The 15,183-nt window shown below is 67.1% G+C and carries 15 protein-coding genes; 7 read left to right on the forward strand and 8 right to left on the reverse strand.

The features are described from left to right. Nucleotides 1-13: 13 nt before the first annotated feature. Together CNR27_RS08355 and CNR27_RS15255 are read left to right on the forward strand one after the other, a co-directional pair. The gene (locus CNR27_RS08355) at nucleotides 14-628 is read left to right on the forward strand and encodes a rhomboid family intramembrane serine protease (protein WP_096297884.1); all 615 of its coding nucleotides are present in this window, start codon (nucleotides 14-16) and stop codon (nucleotides 626-628) included. A gap of 78 nt (nucleotides 629-706) precedes the next feature. Then, entirely contained in the window at nucleotides 707-1,702 is a 996-nt protein-coding gene (locus tag CNR27_RS15255; protein WP_157745327.1) for a hypothetical protein, read from the forward strand. A gap of 23 nt (nucleotides 1,703-1,725) precedes the next feature. On the opposite strand, the gene CNR27_RS15260 is transcribed toward CNR27_RS15255, so the two are convergent. Beyond that, nucleotides 1,726-1,890, reverse strand: coding sequence for a hypothetical protein (locus CNR27_RS15260; protein ID WP_157745329.1), 165 nt, complete (start codon nucleotides 1,888-1,890; stop codon nucleotides 1,726-1,728). Between the two features lie 220 nt (nucleotides 1,891-2,110). Here CNR27_RS15260 and CNR27_RS08365 point away from each other — a divergent pair, with 220 nt between their 5' ends. The 3 genes from CNR27_RS08365 (at nucleotide 2,111) to CNR27_RS08375 (ending at nucleotide 3,823) form a co-directional block, all read left to right on the forward strand. Beyond that, a complete protein-coding gene (locus CNR27_RS08365; protein ID WP_096297886.1) occupies nucleotides 2,111-2,395 on the forward strand; it encodes a GNAT family N-acetyltransferase in 285 nt (94 codons plus the stop codon). 245 nt (nucleotides 2,396-2,640) lie between these two features. After that, nucleotides 2,641-2,850: a cold-shock protein gene (locus tag CNR27_RS08370; RefSeq protein ID WP_096297887.1), complete on the forward strand. Its 210-nt coding sequence runs from the start codon at nucleotides 2,641-2,643 to the stop codon at nucleotides 2,848-2,850. Between the two features lie 175 nt (nucleotides 2,851-3,025). Continuing rightward, nucleotides 3,026-3,823, forward strand: a complete 798-nt coding sequence (locus CNR27_RS08375) for a DUF3298 and DUF4163 domain-containing protein (RefSeq protein ID WP_179948161.1) — start codon at nucleotides 3,026-3,028, stop codon at nucleotides 3,821-3,823. Between the two features lie 2 nt (nucleotides 3,824-3,825). Here CNR27_RS08375 and CNR27_RS08380 read toward each other — a convergent pair whose 3' ends face one another. Next, on the reverse strand, nucleotides 3,826-4,662 hold the full coding sequence (locus tag CNR27_RS08380; RefSeq protein WP_096297891.1) for an NAD-dependent protein deacetylase: 837 nt from the start codon (nucleotides 4,660-4,662) through the stop codon (nucleotides 3,826-3,828). A 213-nt stretch (nucleotides 4,663-4,875) separates the two neighbouring features. Then, nucleotides 4,876-7,071, reverse strand: coding sequence for a M3 family metallopeptidase (locus tag CNR27_RS08385; protein ID WP_096300445.1), 2,196 nt, complete (start codon nucleotides 7,069-7,071; stop codon nucleotides 4,876-4,878). A gap of 190 nt (nucleotides 7,072-7,261) precedes the next feature. Here CNR27_RS08385 and CNR27_RS08390 point away from each other — a divergent pair, with 190 nt between their 5' ends. Then, entirely contained in the window at nucleotides 7,262-7,744 is a 483-nt protein-coding gene (locus CNR27_RS08390; RefSeq protein WP_096300447.1) for a glutathione peroxidase, read from the forward strand. 23 nt (nucleotides 7,745-7,767) lie between these two features. Here CNR27_RS08390 and CNR27_RS08395 read toward each other — a convergent pair whose 3' ends face one another. The 5 genes from CNR27_RS08395 to CNR27_RS08415 form a co-directional block, all read right to left on the reverse strand. After that, a complete protein-coding gene (locus tag CNR27_RS08395) occupies nucleotides 7,768-8,187 on the reverse strand; it encodes a universal stress protein (protein WP_096297893.1) in 420 nt (139 codons plus the stop codon). A gap of 45 nt (nucleotides 8,188-8,232) precedes the next feature. Continuing rightward, the gene (locus tag CNR27_RS08400) at nucleotides 8,233-9,027 is read right to left on the reverse strand and encodes a ferredoxin--NADP reductase (RefSeq protein WP_096297895.1); all 795 of its coding nucleotides are present in this window, start codon (nucleotides 9,025-9,027) and stop codon (nucleotides 8,233-8,235) included. Between the two features lie 85 nt (nucleotides 9,028-9,112). Next, nucleotides 9,113-10,789 (reverse strand): ABC1 kinase family protein, encoded by a 1,677-nt coding sequence (locus tag CNR27_RS08405; protein ID WP_096297897.1) that lies wholly within the window; start codon nucleotides 10,787-10,789, stop codon nucleotides 9,113-9,115. 151 nt (nucleotides 10,790-10,940) lie between these two features. Beyond that, nucleotides 10,941-12,815, reverse strand: a complete 1,875-nt coding sequence (locus tag CNR27_RS08410) for an ABC transporter ATP-binding protein (protein ID WP_096297899.1) — start codon at nucleotides 12,813-12,815, stop codon at nucleotides 10,941-10,943. A 45-nt stretch (nucleotides 12,816-12,860) separates the two neighbouring features. Continuing rightward, nucleotides 12,861-13,502 carry a trimeric intracellular cation channel family protein gene (locus tag CNR27_RS08415; protein ID WP_096297901.1) on the reverse strand — a complete coding sequence of 214 codons (642 nt, stop codon included), beginning with the start codon at nucleotides 13,500-13,502 and terminating at the stop codon, nucleotides 12,861-12,863. A gap of 136 nt (nucleotides 13,503-13,638) precedes the next feature. Between CNR27_RS08415 and CNR27_RS08420 the strand changes: the two genes are divergently transcribed. Continuing rightward, nucleotides 13,639-15,156 carry a fumarate hydratase gene (locus CNR27_RS08420; protein WP_245815804.1) on the forward strand — a complete coding sequence of 506 codons (1,518 nt, stop codon included), beginning with the start codon at nucleotides 13,639-13,641 and terminating at the stop codon, nucleotides 15,154-15,156. Nucleotides 15,157-15,183 lie beyond the last annotated feature (27 nt).

Here is a 15,183-nt window from a genome sequence, read left to right on the forward strand (position 1 = left end):
CTGGACCTTCGCAATGAATTTTGGACCCGTCACCCTCCTGCTGATCGCCGTGACCGTCATCGTGTCCTGGCAGGCCTTCGAGAAACCCGCGCTGCTGGGCCGGTTGATCCTCTGGCCTCCGGCAGTCGACCGCTACAAGCAGTACGACCGTCTGATCACGCATGGCTTCATCCATGCCGACTGGCAGCACCTGATCTTCAACATGATCACGCTGTTCTTCTTCGGTGCCGGGATCGAACGCGCGTTCGCGCCGTATATCGGCCCCGTTGGTTTCGCACTGTTCTATCTCTCGGCGATTCTCGTCGCCATCCTGCCGACGTACCTGCGCCACCGGCACGACCCCGGCTACAGGAGCCTGGGCGCTTCGGGCGCAGTGTCGGCGGTGCTGTTCGCGTCGATCCTGATCAATCCATGGCAGCTGCTGCTTGTGTTCTTCATCCCGATGCCGGCGATCGTGTTCGGCGTGGCATACATCGGCTACAGCATCTGGATGGACAAGCGCGGCGGTGACAACGTCAACCACAGTGCGCACCTGTGGGGCGCCGGCTACGGCATGCTGTTTACCGTGATGATGGAGCCGCGCATCGTCGGCGCGTTCCTCGCAAGGCTGATGTCCCCGTCGTTCTGAGCGTGCGTCGTTCGCATCTCACCGGTTCTGCATGAGGTGCGTGATAGTTCTGGTTGCACATCCCACACGGAGTGCCCCATGGCGATTACGCGAGCCAAAGCCACCACCCTGCTCAACAAGGCCGAGATGGGCTTGTTCGATGACAGTCGCAGCAATGCGATACGTGGACACAGCGAAGCGCGATTGAACCAGCTGGTGACACGTGCCCGTACCGCCCGCGACCGGGCCCGCGATCTCGAGAAGCGTCAGCGGCTCGCCTCGCGTCAGGCGACCGGCAGCAAGTCGGGTCGCAGCGGCCTGGCCAACGCCCGCACCGGCGACAAGGTGGAGGTGCTGAGCGACATCCTCTCGCGCTTCGAGGCGAGGCAGTCGCAGGCTGCGAAGTCCGCGAATCCGGCCGCAAAGAAGGCTGTCACTGCGAAGAAGGTCGCGACGAAGACGGCCCCCGCGAAGAAGGTCGCGAAAAAGGTCGCGAAGAAGGTTGCCACCGCGAAGACGGCCGCCGCGGCGCCGGCAGCGAAGAAGAGCGCCGCCGCGAAGAAGGGCGCGAAAACGGCGGCAGCCAGCGGGGCGGCGTCCACTGGACGGGGCGCGGCACCCAAGACGCCGGCGAAGTCCTCGGCGCGCAAGTCGCCGGCCGGCACGACCGGCGCAGGCGCGGCCGGACGTGTGGATGCGTCGGCAGCAAGGGAGGCGGCATCGAAGCGCGCATCTTCGGCGGCGCCTGTGGCGAAGAAGACGGACGCACCCACGGACGGGAAGTCGAGCGCTCCTGCACGGGCCGGCAGGGCCCGGGCCGCGAGCGCGGTTACCCCCGAGAAGGCGCTCCGCAACACCCGGAAGCTGCTCGAGGCGCGACAGGCCGAGGCTCATTCGGCAAAGCCGTGGGAGACGCTGGGTGCCGATGGCGCAGTGGAGGCGGCGCCGGGATTCCAGTCGCCGCGGGCCCGGGCGAAGGCGCTCGATCTGCACGCAGCAGAAATCCGTCAGGCGCCGATCCAGGGCAGCATCAGCACGCGCGGCCGCAAAAGCCAGGGTAAACGCGACAACCGCAACAGTAACGACAACGGCTGAGGCGTCTTTCCGGCGCGCAGCGCCTAGGCGACTGCGCGTAGGGCGAGGTCTTCCCCGTCCGGGTAGGCTTCGCGCAGACGCTGGAGAATGAAATTGTCCAGCTGCTCGAACTCGCTCGAAGCGGTCTGCCCGAGCAGGGACAGTTCGTACAGGCGCTCGATGGCTTCGCGCAGATCGGTGCGACGCATGTCCATGATTCTTTGATCTTCCCGGAAGTCCCGGGAGACATGCACAGGCCGTGCCAACCCTGGAGACCAGGCCGGCGCCCCGCGGGGCCGGCCTCCGGACCGGTGGCGCGGGTTCTGACGCACTGCGTCAGGTGCAGCCCCCGGAAGGCAGGCCGGGACGTGGGCGCATCATGCTAATTTGGGTCAGGAAATTCTGATATCTGCGTGGGAGATTCACCCGATGTCGTCATCAGCCATCCACCATGACCCCGACAGGCGCTTGTTCGAAACCGTGGTCGACGGCCATGTCGCGCATCTGGAGTATCGCGAGGATGCCGGCGTGCTGACCATCTTGCATACCATCGTTCCACCCCAGATCGGCGGCCGCGGGCTTGGGGCCGGGCTGGTCGACGCGGCGCTGGCATATGCATCCTCGCTGGGGTTGCGGATCGCGTCGGAATGCGCGTACGCCACGCACCGTATCGCCGCTCTTGGGGCTGGCGAAAGCGGCGGGCGGAGCCCCTAGAAACGTCCATTGGCGCATTCACCCATGCCCCGGCAATTGCGGTATCTTTCGCGAACTGTTCAAGGCGGGATCACGTTAAATCGTGGCTCCGATGCGGTTGATCCAATGTCCGTGATCCGGTCCGCCGGACGGGGCGATCCGCTTCCATCGCTTCGCGTTACCCCTTGCTCGACAGTCGCGGCATCCAGACCCAAGTGTCCATGGGTGCCGTGTTCCCAATAAACGCTGCTTCAAGGAGTAACAACATGTCGGATCGTCAGACGGGTACCGTCAAGTGGTTCAACGATGCCAAGGGCTTCGGCTTCATCACCCCGGAAAGCGGACAGGACCTGTTCGTCCATTTCCGTTCGATCCAGGGCACCGGCTTCAAGTCGCTGCAGGAAGGCCAGAAGGTGAGCTTCAAGGTCGTCCAGGGCCAGAAGGGCCTGCAGGCTGACGAAGTGCAGGCCGTCTAAGCGTCCCGCCTTCCGCGTCACCGAGCCCCGGACGGAAACGTCCGGGGCTTTTTTCATGTGCCCGAACCGGCCTTCCCATCACGGGAATCCCACGACAGCCAAGTTAGTTTTTCGTTCTGTATCGTCCTCTGGATCTCCAATGCGCGCACCGGGCCGCTCACTGTTCTGCCTCACAATGCTTGCCCTCGCACTGTCCGCCTGTCAGCGCGACACCGCCGCGCCTGCACAGCCGGCTTCGGGGGGCGACCAGCCCTCGGCCGATGGGGTGCAGCCGCTCGTCGAGACGCCGGGCGAGTTGCAGGACGTTGTCGAGATGGACTCCAGTTTCATCATCGGAATCAGCTATCCGCCCGAGGCGAACAAGTACCCGGGTCTCGCCGCGGTGCTGCATGCGTACGCGCAGGCGGCGCGCGAGGAGCTGATGGAGGCTGTCGGCGGCGCGACGCTGCAGCCGGGCACGATGTACGACCTGTCGCTCAGTTTCACCACGCTGCTCGACACCCCCGACATGCTCGCCATCGCTGCCGATGGCAGCAGCTACACCGGCGGCGCGCACGACAACCCCCTGATCGAACGGTTTGTCTGGCTGGTGCCCGAGCAGAAACTGCTTACGGCCGAAGAGCTCGTGCCAGGCGAGGAAGACTGGCGCGTCATCTCCGCCTACGTGCGCGAGCAGCTGCATGCTGCGCTTTCCCAGCGCATCGATGCCGACGAACTGCCGCCCGATGAGCGCAGCCGGCTGATGCGCTCGGCCGGCAAGATGATCGATGAGGGCTCCGCCCCGGATGTCGCGAACTACCAGCAGTTCGAGCCGGTGCCGGGCCCCGGTGGCAAGCTCTCGGGCCTGCGCTTCGTGTTTCCGCCCTACCAGGTGGGCCCGTACTCCGATGGGGTGCAGACCGTCGAAGTCCCCGCTGCAGTCCTGCTGCCGCACGTGGCGCCCGCCTATCGCGGGCTGTTCGCCCAGAGCTGAGATCAGCGCGTGAGCGCCCCCAGGGTCGCGCCGATTTCAGCGTCGATTTTCAGGGTGGCGAGTGCATCGGCCCGGGTCGTTCCGCGGGTGAGTATCGCCAGCGGCAGGCCGGCCTTGGCGGCCATCGTGGCGAAGCGGAAACCCGAATAGACCATCAGCGACGAGCCGACCACGAGCATCGCGTCGCTCGCAGCGAGCGATGCCTGGGCCTCGGATACGCGCGAGCGCGGCACGTTCTCGCCGAAGAACACCACGTCGGGTTTCAGCAGGCCGCCGCAGGCCAGGCAATGCGGTGGCACGAAGGCCGTCTCGGCATCGCGGTCGATGTCGGCGTCGCCATCCGGGGCCATGGCCGCAGCGCCCGGCTGCCAGCCGGGATTGTCGGCCAGCAGTCGCGGCTGCAGGTCGGCGCGGGGCTGTCGCTGCCCGCAGGCGAGGCAGGTCACCTGGTCGAGACGGCCATGCAGGTCGATGACCCGCTGGCTGCCTGCGCGCTGGTGCAGGCCGTCGACGTTCTGGGTGAGCAGGGCGCTGAGGTGTCCGTCGCGCTCGAGCGCAGCGAGGGCGTGGTGGGCCTGGTTGGGACGCGCCGCCGAAAATTTCGGCCAGCCGACGACACTGCGCGCCCAGTAACGCCGGTAGATCGCCGGGGCACCGGTGAAGGCCTGCCACGTCACCGGCGCCGCGCGTTTCCATGCGCCGCTGGCGTCCCGGTAGTCGGGGATGCCCGAGCCGGTGCTGATGCCGGCGCCCGTCAACACGAAGATCCGTTGAAACCCGGACAGCCAGTCGCGGAGCCGGGTGGAGGCGTTGGTGGTGTCGAGGGCGGTTGCGGACATGCGGTCATGCTAGCGTGCCGCCGCTGGCGACGAACGGAAGTTGTGCGGGAGACGGCGGCTGCCCGAGGGGGCGCCATCGCCATGCGTCCTCGATCCGGCGGCCGGCGCTGACGCCATGAGGGCGGCAAGCCGGGTACGCCAGGTCCAGGGGGGCGAACAAAAAAACGCCCGGCACAGGGGCCGGGCGTTCAGATCGAACACTGAGCGTCGAAGTCAGTTCGTCGCGACCTTCGGATCGGGCGCGAGGCCGCGCTTGATCAGCAGGGGTTCGATCTTCGGCTCGTGACCGGTGAAGTCGACGAACAGCTGCTTGGCGTCCTTGCTGCCGCCGCGCGAGAGCAGGGTGCTGCGCAGCCGGTCACCGTTCGCACGGGTCAGGCCGCCGTTCTGCTCGATCCACTGCACGGTGTTCGCATCCAGGACTTCGGACCAGATGTAGGCGTAATAGCCGGCCGCATAGCCGCCGTTGATGTGGTTGAAGTACGTCGTGCGGTAACGCGGCGGTACCGGCGCGTAATCCAGGCCAGCGGCCTTGAGCGCGGCGGCCTCGGTCGCCAGGACCTGGTCGCCGGACGGCAGCTGGTCGGCCGGCAGCTGGTGCAGGTACTGGTCGAGCATTGCGGCGCCCAGGTACTCGGTGGTCGCGAAGCCCTGGTTGAACTTCGCCGCCGCCTGCACGCGCTCGATCAGCTCGGCCGGCATCGGCGCGCCGGTCTGATAGTGCTTGGCGTAGTTGGCGAGGATTTCCGGCCAGTCGGCCCACATCTCGTTGACCTGCGACGGGAACTCGACGAAGTCGCGCGGCACGCTCGTGCCGCTGAAGAGGGGGTACTTCACGTCCGAGAACATGCCGTGCAGGGAGTGGCCGAACTCATGGAACATCGTGGTCACTTCGTCCCAGGTCAGCAGCGTCGGCTGGCCACCCTGCGGCTTGGGGATGTTCTGGTGGTTGGCCGTGACCGTCAGGGTGCCATCGAGCTCCGACTGCGAGACGTACGAGTTCATCCAGGCGCCGCCGCGCTTCGATGCACGCGCGTAGGGGTCGAAGATGAAGATCGCCAGCTGGCTGCCGTCTTCATTGAAGACGTCGTAGGTCCAGGTGTCGGGGTGGTACTTCGGCAGGTCGGTGCGTTCCTTGAAGCTCAGGCCGTAGAACTTGTTCGCGGCGAAGAACACGCCATTCTCCAGCACGTTCTTCATCTCGAAGTACGGCTTGATCTGCGCATCGTCGAAGCTGTACTTGTCCTGGCGCACCTTCTCCGAATAGTAGGCCCAGTCCCAGGGCTCGAGCTGGAAGCTCGGCTCGCCCTTGGCAGCCTGCTCGCGGTCGATCATCGCCTGCAGTTCGGCGGCTTCGAGCTTCGCGTTGGCGACCGCTGCCGGTGCCAGCTGGCCGAGCATGTCGTTGACTGCCTGGACGGTGCCTGCAGTGGAATCCTCGAGGATGAAGGCAGCCTGGTTGGGATAGCCCATCAGGTTCGCGCGCTCGGCGCGCAGCTTGAGGGTCTGGGCGATGATCCCGGTGTTGTCGTACTGGTTGCCACGACCGCCGCGGTTGACCGACGCGGTGTGGATGCGCTCGCGCAGTGCGCGGTTGTTGACCTGGGGCAGCACCGGCTGGCCGGTCGTGTTGAGCAGGGTGATGACGTACTTGCCCTCGTGGCCACGGGCCTTCGCTTCAGCGGCGGCTGCGGCGATCTGCGCATCGCTCAGGCCATCGAGTTCCTCGAGCGTGTCGACGACCACGGCCGAATCGTTGACTTCGGCGAGCACGTTCTGGCTGAAGGTGGTGCCCAGCTTCGCCGACTCGGCGTTGATGCGGCGCATCTCGTTCTTCTGGGCCTCCGTCAGGTTCGCGCCGGCGCGCACGAACATGGTGTGGTAACGCTCGACCAGGCGCTTGCCTTCGGCGTCAAGACCCAGCGAATCGACATTCTTGCGGAGCGTGTCGACACGGGCGAACAGCTTGGGATTGAGCATGACCGCGTCGCGGTGCGCGGCGAATTTGGGCGCGTACTCGGCGTCGATCTTCTTGCGCGTGTCGTTGGTGTCGGTGCCGTTGAGACTGCCGAAGATCCCCCGGGCGCGCGACAGCAGTTCGCCCGCCTGCTCCAGCGCGATGATGGTGTTCTCGAACGTCGGCGCCTCGGGATTGCCGGTGATGGCCTCGACTTCGCGGAGATGCGCGGCCATGCCGGCGTCGAACGCCGGTGCGAAATGCGCATCCTGGATCTGGTCGAAATGCGGGTAGCGCAGGTCCAGCGTGCTCTGTACGAACAGCGGATTGTCGATCGGCTGCTGGGCACTCGTTGTGGACTGGGCGTTGGCGGTGCCGGTGGCCTGTGCGAACACGGGCAGCGCGGACACGGCAAGGGCGGCGCACAGGGCGGCGGCAAGCGGGTGCTTCAGCAAGGAGACTCTCCGGTGACAGGACTCTCTAGGCTAGTCCATCCCGGCAGCGCCGACCCGTGCCGGAAGTCGGGCCCGTGGATGGACCAACAATCAATGACTTGCGCGACGAATGCGAGCGTTTCGTCAGCGGTTGATGCATTCGCGATTGCAGCGGCGGCAGACTGCCGGTCCCGACCAGGACATACCGATGACCAGTGCGTTCGATTTCCAGGCCGTTTCCCTCGACGGCACCCCCCAGCCGCTGTCCGACTATGCCGACCGCGTGCTGCTGATCGTCAACGTGGCCTCCAGATGCGGCTTCACGCCGCAATATGCCGGCCTGCAGACCCTGTGGCACGACTATCGTGACCGCGGACTCGTGGTGCTGGGGTTTCCCTGCGACCAGTTCGGCCACCAGGAGCCGGGCAGCCCGGAGGATATCCGCGACTTCTGCGCACTCAACTATGCGGTCGACTTTCCGATGTTCGCCAAGGTCGATGTCAACGGCGCGAATGCGCATCCGCTGTGGGCCTGGCTGCAGGCGCAGAAGCGCGGCGTGCTGGGCACGCGCACGATCAAGTGGAATTTCACCAAGTTCCTGGTGGGCCGCGATGGCCAGGTGGTCGGACGCTACGCACCTGCCGTCAGGCCCGAGACGCTACGCCGCCCGATCGAGGCGGCGCTGGGCTGAAGGATCGCCGGGCGGCGACGTCCTCAGCGGACGATCGTCACCGGAATGGCGGTCTGGGCGATGACCTTGCTCGAGACCGAGCCCAGCAGCACGCCGGTCACGGCGCCGCGGCCGTGCGAGCCCATCACCAGCAGGTCCACCTTGCGCTTGGCCGCCACCGCCAGGATGGTCTCGGCGATGTCGCCGACCGCGCGGATTTCCTCGATGGTCACCTGCGAGCGGCCGACCGCCTTGCGCGCGGCCTTGAAGGCGTGCTCGTGATTGTCGGCGTGATAGCTCTCCACCGCTTCCTTGCCGATGCGACGTTCCACGCCCGGGAACACCGGCGCGTCCACGTGCAGCACGGCGATGCTCGCGGTGGCCGTCTGCTTGGCGAGTTTGAGTGCGAACTTGAGGGCGCGCGAACTGATGTCGCTGCCGTCGACGGTAACCAGGATCTTCATGCGCCCCTCCAGTGGATGTCCCGCGAAGTGTACTGCCGCGGCGGCTTACTTCTCCACGAACGCGCGTTCGAACACGTACTGGCCGGGTGTGCCGATGCGCGGGGCGGCCTCGAAGCCGCGCGCATCCAGCAGGCGGCGGAAGTCGGCGAGCATCTGCGGACTGCCGCAGATCATCGCCCGGTCGTGCTCGGGATCCAGCGGCGGCAGACCGAGGTCCGACGCGATCCGTCCACTGTCGAGCAGGTCGGTCAGGCGCCCGCGGTGGTCGCGACCTTCGAAGGTGAATGCTTCGCGGCTCACTGCCGGGTAATACAGCAGCTGCCTGCTCATCTGTTCGCCGAGGAACTCGTGCTGCGGCAGCTCGCGGACGATGTAGTCGCGGTAGGCCAGATCCTGGGCGGTACGCACGCCGTGGGTGACGATGACCTTGTCGAAACGCTCGTAGGTCTCGGGATCCTTGATGATGGACAGCCACGGCGCGAAGCCCGTGCCGGTCCCCAGAAGATAGAGGTTGCGCCCGGGATGCAGATCGTGGATCAGCAGCGTGCCGGTGGGCTTGCGGCCCACCAGCACCCGGTCGCCCGGCTTGATGTGCTGCAGGCGCGAGGTCAGCGGCCCGTTGTCGACCTTGATGCTGAAGAACTCGAGCTGCTCTTCCCAGTTCGCGCTGGCGATCGAGTACGCGCGCAGGATGGGCCTTGCCTCGGTCTCCAGCCCGATCATCACGAACTGGCCGTTCTCGAAGCGGAAGCCATCGTCACGGGTGGTGGTGAAGCTGAAGTAGGCGTCCGTCCAATGACGGACGTCCAGCACCGTTTCGGTGCCATAGGCGGCGGACATAGGCGGGGGCAAGACGACGCGGGAAGCCGTCCATGATACCAGCGATGAGACCCGTTCTCATCGCTGGTGCGGACGCCTCCGCCGCTCAGTTCGGCCCGCGTTCCTCGTCGGGCCTGGGGCGTTTGTCGCCGAGCAGGGCGCTGAGCACGATGGCGATGCCGAGCCCGGCGCCGGTCAGGAACAGCAGCAGCGCGATCGTCGGATAGCCGAGCAGCCGGGGCCCGTCGGGATTGTCCATCATCATTGCCGAGGCGACGATCAGTGCGGCGGTCACGATGCCGGCCGCGATGCGGTTGGCGATCTTGTGCATGCTGTCGAACAGGTGCGATTCCTCGAGCCCGGTCAGGCGCACGCGCAGGCGGTTCTCCGACAGCAGCGACAGCACGTTGGACACCTTCCGCGGTGCATCGCGGACCAGCTCCTGCATGTCCATGAGTTCGGTGGCGAGGTTGGTCGGCGAGAGCGACTTGCGCAGGCGCTGACGCATCATGTCGTTGAGGTGGGCCTCGACGACGCGTTTCATGTCGAGCTCGGGATCGAGCGCCTGCACCACCGATTCCAGGTGCAGCAGGGTCTTGCCGAGCAGGCTCATCTCCGGCGCCGTGCGCAGCCCGCAGGCGGTGGCCAGGCGCACCAGATCGAGCATCAAGCGGCCTTCGGTCTGGCCATTCGCGCCCGACTGCGCGGCGTAGCGCGCGACCAGCTGGCCGACGTCGCGGTAGTAGCGGGCCTCGTCGAAATCCTCCAGCCGGGTGCCCATCGCGATGCCTTCGGCGGCCACCTGTTCACCGCGCCCGTCGACCGCGGCGAACAGCAGCCTGAGCAGGCGCTCGCGGGTGCGCGGCGGTACGTGCGCCACCATCCCCAGGTCGAACAGCGCCAGCCGCCCGTCGCGGGTCAGCAGCAGGTTGCCCGGATGCGGATCGGCATGGATCTCGCCGTGCACGAACACCTGGTCCAGGTAGCCGTGCAGCAGCGCGGTCGCCAGCGGAGCCATGTCGCGCTCGGTGCGCTGCAGGCCGGAAATGTCGGTGACCTTCGTGCCCTCGACGAGTTCCATCGTCAGCACCCGCGCGCGGGTGAGATCCCAGAGCGGACGTGGCACGAACAGGGCCGGATAGGCCACGAAGTGCGCGTCGAAGCGGTCGAGGTTCTCCGCTTCGATGCGGTAGTCGAGTTCGGCGAGGAGCGTGCGGCGGAATTCATGCACCCAGTCGGCGAAGTGCACGCGCCGTCCGATGTCGGTGATCCGGTCGACGCCGCCGGCCAGCCGGGCGAGGGTCTCGAGGTCGTCGCGGATCTGTTCGGCGATGCCCGGTCGCTGCACCTTGACCGCGACTTTCCGCCCGTCGCGCAGTGTGGCGCGGTGAACCTGGGCCAGCGAAGCGCTGCCCAGGGGCGTCTCATCGAAGCTGTCGAAGATCTTGCTGATGCGTACGCCCAGTGCCTCCTCGACCGCGTCGTGGATCACGTGGAACGGCAGCGGGGCGACGTTGTCCTGCATGCGCTCGAGCGCGGCGAGATAGGCGGGCGGCACCATGTCGGGCCGCGTCGACAGGGCCTGGCCGATCTTGATGAAGGTCGGGCCCAGCGCCTCGAGATCGTCGACAAAGGCTTCGGGTTTGCCGTCGGGTGAATCGACCGGTGTCTCGGTGCCGACCGGGTCCAGCTCGAATCCGGACAACACGCCCGCGCTACGGTACTTCATCAGAAAACGCAGAATCTGCGCATGGCGCGCGAGTGCGCGGGTGGTATCGGACATCGGACACTCCTTTCGTTGCCGGCAGCCTACGCAGCGCAGCGTCAACGCCCCCTCACGGGTCGCGCTCGGACGCGTCATTGCTGCCGGCGAATCTTGCCGCCCTCCGGTGGGCGGACGCCACGCTAGGCGGCGCCGGCAGCGCAGGAGACATCTAGCGGTAGCCTGCCGCCTGCAGCTCGAACAGTTCCGCGTATCGGCCACCCTGCGCCATCAACTCGGCATGGGTGCCGCTGGCCTCGATCCGGCCCTGTTCCAGCACCAGGATGCGATCGGCCATGCGCACGCTGGAGAACCGGTGCGAGATCAGGATCGCGGTGCGCTGCTCGGAGAGTTCCTTGAATCGGCGGAATACCTCGTACTCGCTGCGCGCATCGAGCGCGGCGGTGGGTTCGTCGAGGATCATCACCTGCGCCTCGCGCATGTAGGCGCGGGCAATGGCGATCTTCTGCCACTGCCCGCCCGACAGGTCGACGCCGGTCTTGAAACGCCGGCCGATGAGCTGGTCATACCCGTCGGGCAGGCCGGCGATCAGCTCATCGGCCATGGACCGGCGCGCGGCGTCCTCGATCCGAGCCTGGTCGTCCATCGCCTCCACCCGGCCCACGCCGATGTTCTCGCCGGCGGTCAGGTGGTAGCGCACGAAGTCCTGGAAGATCACGCCGGTATTGGCGCGCAGCTCGTCGAGGTCGTAGTCGCGCAGGTCCCGGCCGTCGAGCAGGATGCGGCCCTCGTCCGGGTCGTAGAGCCGCGCCAGCAGCTTGACCAGGGTGGTCTTGCCGGCGCCGTTCTCGCCGACCAGCGCCAGCACTTCGCCGGCGCGCAGGGTGAAGTCGAGATGCCGCACCGCCCAGCGCTCCGCACCCGGATAGCGGAAGCCCACGTTCTCGAACACGAAGCCCTCGCGGATCGGCTGCGGGAAGGCGACCGGATTCTCGGGGGAGCGGATCTCCGGCTCGATCGCGAAGAACGAGAACAGATCGTCGAGATACAGCGCCTGGCCGGCCACCTGCGAAAAGCCGACCAGCAGGCTTTCGAGCAGCTGGCGCAGGCGGCGGAAGCTGCCGGCCAGGAAGGTCAGGTCGCCAATGGTGAAATCGCCGCGCACCGTGCGCCAGGCGATGTAGGCATAGGCGACGTAGTAGCCCAGCGTGCCCAGCGCGGCGAGCAGGGTGCCCCAGATCGCGCGCCTGCGCGCCAGCGAGCGGTTGGCGCGAAAGAAGCCGTCCGCGAGCGTGCGGTAGCGGTCGATGAGGAACCGGTGCAGGCCGAAGATCTTGACCTCTTTCGCCGTCTCCAGGCTCGCGCCGGTCTGGCGCACGTATTCGAGCTGGCGGCGTTCCGGCGTCCACTGGAAGTTGAGCGAATAACCCAGCGCATTGAAGTGCGACTCGCCGACGAAGGCCGGTATCAGCGCGATCGCCAGCAGCGCGATCAGCCACGGCGCATACACCACCAGCCCGACCGCGAAGCTCACCACGGTGATCGCGTCCTGCACCTGGCCGAACAGCTGCCCCATGAGGTTCATGCGGCCCATCGTCTGGCGCCGCGCGCGGTCGAGCTTGTCCTGAAGATCCGGATCCTCGAAGTCCTCAAGGTCCAGCGTCGCGGCGTGCTCCATCAGGCGCACGCTGGTCGCGTTGGTGAACAGTTCCGACAGCAGGTTGTCGGCATAGCTGACCATCCGGCCGAGCAGGTCCGAGCCGATCGCCAGCGCGAATTCCAGGGCCAGCAGCCGGGCCAGATGATCGAGCGCGCCGCCGCGCCAGGCGGCAGCCAGATCGTCGAAAGCCACGCCGGCGCCACCCAGGCGGATCGCCTCGTCGATGATCAGCTTGCCGATATAGAGCATCACCACCGGCAGGAAGGCGCGCACCAGGCGCAGGCCGAGGCTGGTCAGGGTCAGGCCCGGACTGGTCTGCCAGATCAGTCGGAGGAACGGCCGCAGGTTGCGCATCGCGGCGAAGCGCTCGCGCAGGCTGGGGTTTCGGGTGCTGGCGCCGGCGCGCGAGGGGGCAGGTATGGACATCGGGAATAGCGTAGGCGGATCAGGAGCAAGCGCGCGACAAGGGCGTCAGCGCATCGACTCGGGCGGCTCGCCGTCACGGGACTGCAGCGCAACCGGCAGGTGCCAACCGAAGCGCAGCGCCATCATCCGCAGGCCGAAGCACAGCAGCGCACCGCCAATGGCGCAGGGCAGGGGCGGCCAGTGCAGCCAGTGGCCTGTGGCGACGAGCGCCGCGCCGGCAAGCGCCGCGACGGCATAGAGCTCGGCGCGCAGGACCAGGGGCACCTGCGCCAGCAGCACGTCGCGCGCGATGCCGCCGCCGATTCCGGTCAGCATGCCGAGCCCGGCCGCCATCGGCGGCGGGATGCCGAAATCCAGCGCCTTCTGCGTGCCGACAACCGCGAACAGGGCAAGTCCCATCGCATCGAACAAGCGGACCGGTTGCTGCAGCCGCTCGATCGCCGGCGCCCAGGCGAAGGCGATCAGGCCGGCCGCGAGCGTGATTGCCGGATAGCGCCAGTCGCTGAGCACGGCGACCGGGGTCGCCCCGATCAGCACGTCGCGGGTCATGCCGCCCGCGGTCGCCGCGGCGAATGCCACCACCAGCACGCCGAACAGGTCCAGCCGCCGGCGCACGCCGAGCATCGCGCCGCTGAGCGCGAAGACGAAGGTGCCGACGAAATCGAGTGCGAGCACGAGGGTGTCCATGGGGCCATTGTGCGCGTCGCGACGCCCGGCCGAGGGCCCGGTCCGGGTCGATGGCCTAGAATGGGCGGGTTTTCCGCCCGCCTTCGAGCCAGCCGTGACCGCCAGCCTTCCTGCCTCCCCGGTGTCGTCGACGCCCGTGTCCATCCGTCAGGAGGACTTCATCCAGTCGATCGCCGATGCCCTGCAGTACATCAGTTACTACCATCCGGTCGACTACATCCGGAATCTGACCGCGGCCTACGAGCGCGAGGAATCGCCGGCGGCCAAGGATGCGATCGCGCAGATCCTGATCAATTCGCGCATGTGCGCCGAAGGCCATCGGCCGATCTGCCAAGACACCGGCATCGTCACCGTGTTCCTCGAGATCGGCATGTCGGTGCGCTGGGACGACGCGACGATGGGCGTCGATGACATGGTCCATGAGGGCGTGCGCCGCGCGTACAGCCATCCCGACAACAAGCTGCGCGCCTCGGTGCTGGCCGATCCGGCCGGCAAGCGCATCAATACGAAGGACAACACGCCGGGCGTGGTCAACGTCAAGATCGTGCCGGGCAACAAGGTCGACGTGATCGTCGCCGCCAAGGGCGGCGGGTCGGAAGCGAAGTCGAAGTTCGCGATGCTCAACCCCTCCGACTCCATCGTCGACTGGGTTCTCCGGACCGTGCCGACGATGGGCGCCGGCTGGTGCCCGCCGGGCATGCTCGGCATCGGCATCGGCGGCACCGCGGAGAAGGCGATGCTGCTGGCCAAGGAATCGCTGATGGAGCCGATCGACATCGTCGATCTGAAAGCCCGTGGCGCCTCGAACCGCGCCGAGGAGCTGCGGCTCGAACTCTTCGACAAGGTCAACGCGCTGGGCATCGGCGCCCAGGGCCTCGGCGGCCTGACCACCGTGCTCGACATCAAGGTCAAGGATTTCCCGACCCATGCAGCCAACCTGCCGGTGGCGATGATCCCGAACTGTGCGGCCACGCGGCATGCGCATTTCACCCTCGATGGCAGCGGCCCGGTGATGCTCGAACCGCCGTCGCTCGCCGACTGGCCGGAGCTGACCTACAACCCGACCGGCGCGCGCCGCGTCGACCTGGACACGATCACGGCCGAAGAGGTCACGAGCTTCAAGCCGGGCGAGGTGCTGCTGCTCAGCGGAAAGCTGCTGACCGGCCGTGACGCCGCGCACAAGCGCATGGTCGAGATGCTCGATCGCGGCGAGACGCTGCCGGTCGACCTGCGGGGACGCTTCATCTATTACGTCGGCCCGGTCGATCCGGTGCGCGACGAGGTCGTCGGTCCGGCCGGTCCGACCACCGCCACGCGCATGGACAAGTTCACCGAGCAGGTACTGGCCCAGACCGGCCTGCTGGGCATGGTCGGCAAGGCCGAGCGCGGTCCTACTGCGATCGACGCGATCCGCAAGCACAGGTCGGTCTACCTGATGGCCGTCGGCGGCTCGGCGTACCTGGTGTCCAAGGCGATCAAGGCGGCGCGGGTGCTCGCGTTCGAGGATCTCGGCATGGAGGCGATCTACGAGTTCGAGGTGCAGGACATGCCGGTGACCGTGGCGGTCGACTCGGCCGGCACGTCCGTGCACGAAACCGGACCGCGCGAGTGGAAGGCACGCATCGGTGGCATCCCGGTGGTCGAGGTGGCCTGAAGCGGCTCAGTTCACGGAACAACGGCG

This window comes from Luteimonas chenhongjianii, from assembly GCF_002327105.1.
In the GTDB taxonomy this organism is placed as follows: Bacteria; Pseudomonadota; Gammaproteobacteria; order Xanthomonadales; family Xanthomonadaceae; genus Luteimonas; species Luteimonas chenhongjianii.

Coding starts and splice junctions, on each gene's coding strand:
- CNR27_RS08380 (WP_096297891.1), bottom strand. CDS start 4,662: ATGTCCGCAACCGCCCTCGACACCACCAACGCCTCCACCCGGCTCCGC.
- CNR27_RS15255 (WP_157745327.1), top strand. CDS start 707: ATGGCGATTACGCGAGCCAAAGCCACCACCCTGCTCAACAAGGCCGAG.
- CNR27_RS08390 (WP_096300447.1), top strand. CDS start 7,262: ATGACCAGTGCGTTCGATTTCCAGGCCGTTTCCCTCGACGGCACCCCC.
- CNR27_RS08370 (WP_096297887.1), top strand. CDS start 2,641: ATGTCGGATCGTCAGACGGGTACCGTCAAGTGGTTCAACGATGCCAAG.
- CNR27_RS08410 (WP_096297899.1), bottom strand. CDS start 12,815: ATGTCCATACCTGCCCCCTCGCGCGCCGGCGCCAGCACCCGAAACCCC.
- CNR27_RS08355 (WP_096297884.1), top strand. CDS start 14: ATGAATTTTGGACCCGTCACCCTCCTGCTGATCGCCGTGACCGTCATC.
- CNR27_RS08365 (WP_096297886.1), top strand. CDS start 2,111: ATGTCGTCATCAGCCATCCACCATGACCCCGACAGGCGCTTGTTCGAA.
- CNR27_RS15260 (WP_157745329.1), bottom strand. CDS start 1,890: ATGCGTCGCACCGATCTGCGCGAAGCCATCGAGCGCCTGTACGAACTG.
- CNR27_RS08405 (WP_096297897.1), bottom strand. CDS start 10,789: ATGTCCGATACCACCCGCGCACTCGCGCGCCATGCGCAGATTCTGCGT.
- CNR27_RS08415 (WP_096297901.1), bottom strand. CDS start 13,502: ATGGACACCCTCGTGCTCGCACTCGATTTCGTCGGCACCTTCGTCTTC.
- CNR27_RS08375 (WP_179948161.1), top strand. CDS start 3,026: ATGCTTGCCCTCGCACTGTCCGCCTGTCAGCGCGACACCGCCGCGCCT.
- CNR27_RS08395 (WP_096297893.1), bottom strand. CDS start 8,187: ATGAAGATCCTGGTTACCGTCGACGGCAGCGACATCAGTTCGCGCGCC.
- CNR27_RS08400 (WP_096297895.1), bottom strand. CDS start 9,027: ATGTCCGCCGCCTATGGCACCGAAACGGTGCTGGACGTCCGTCATTGG.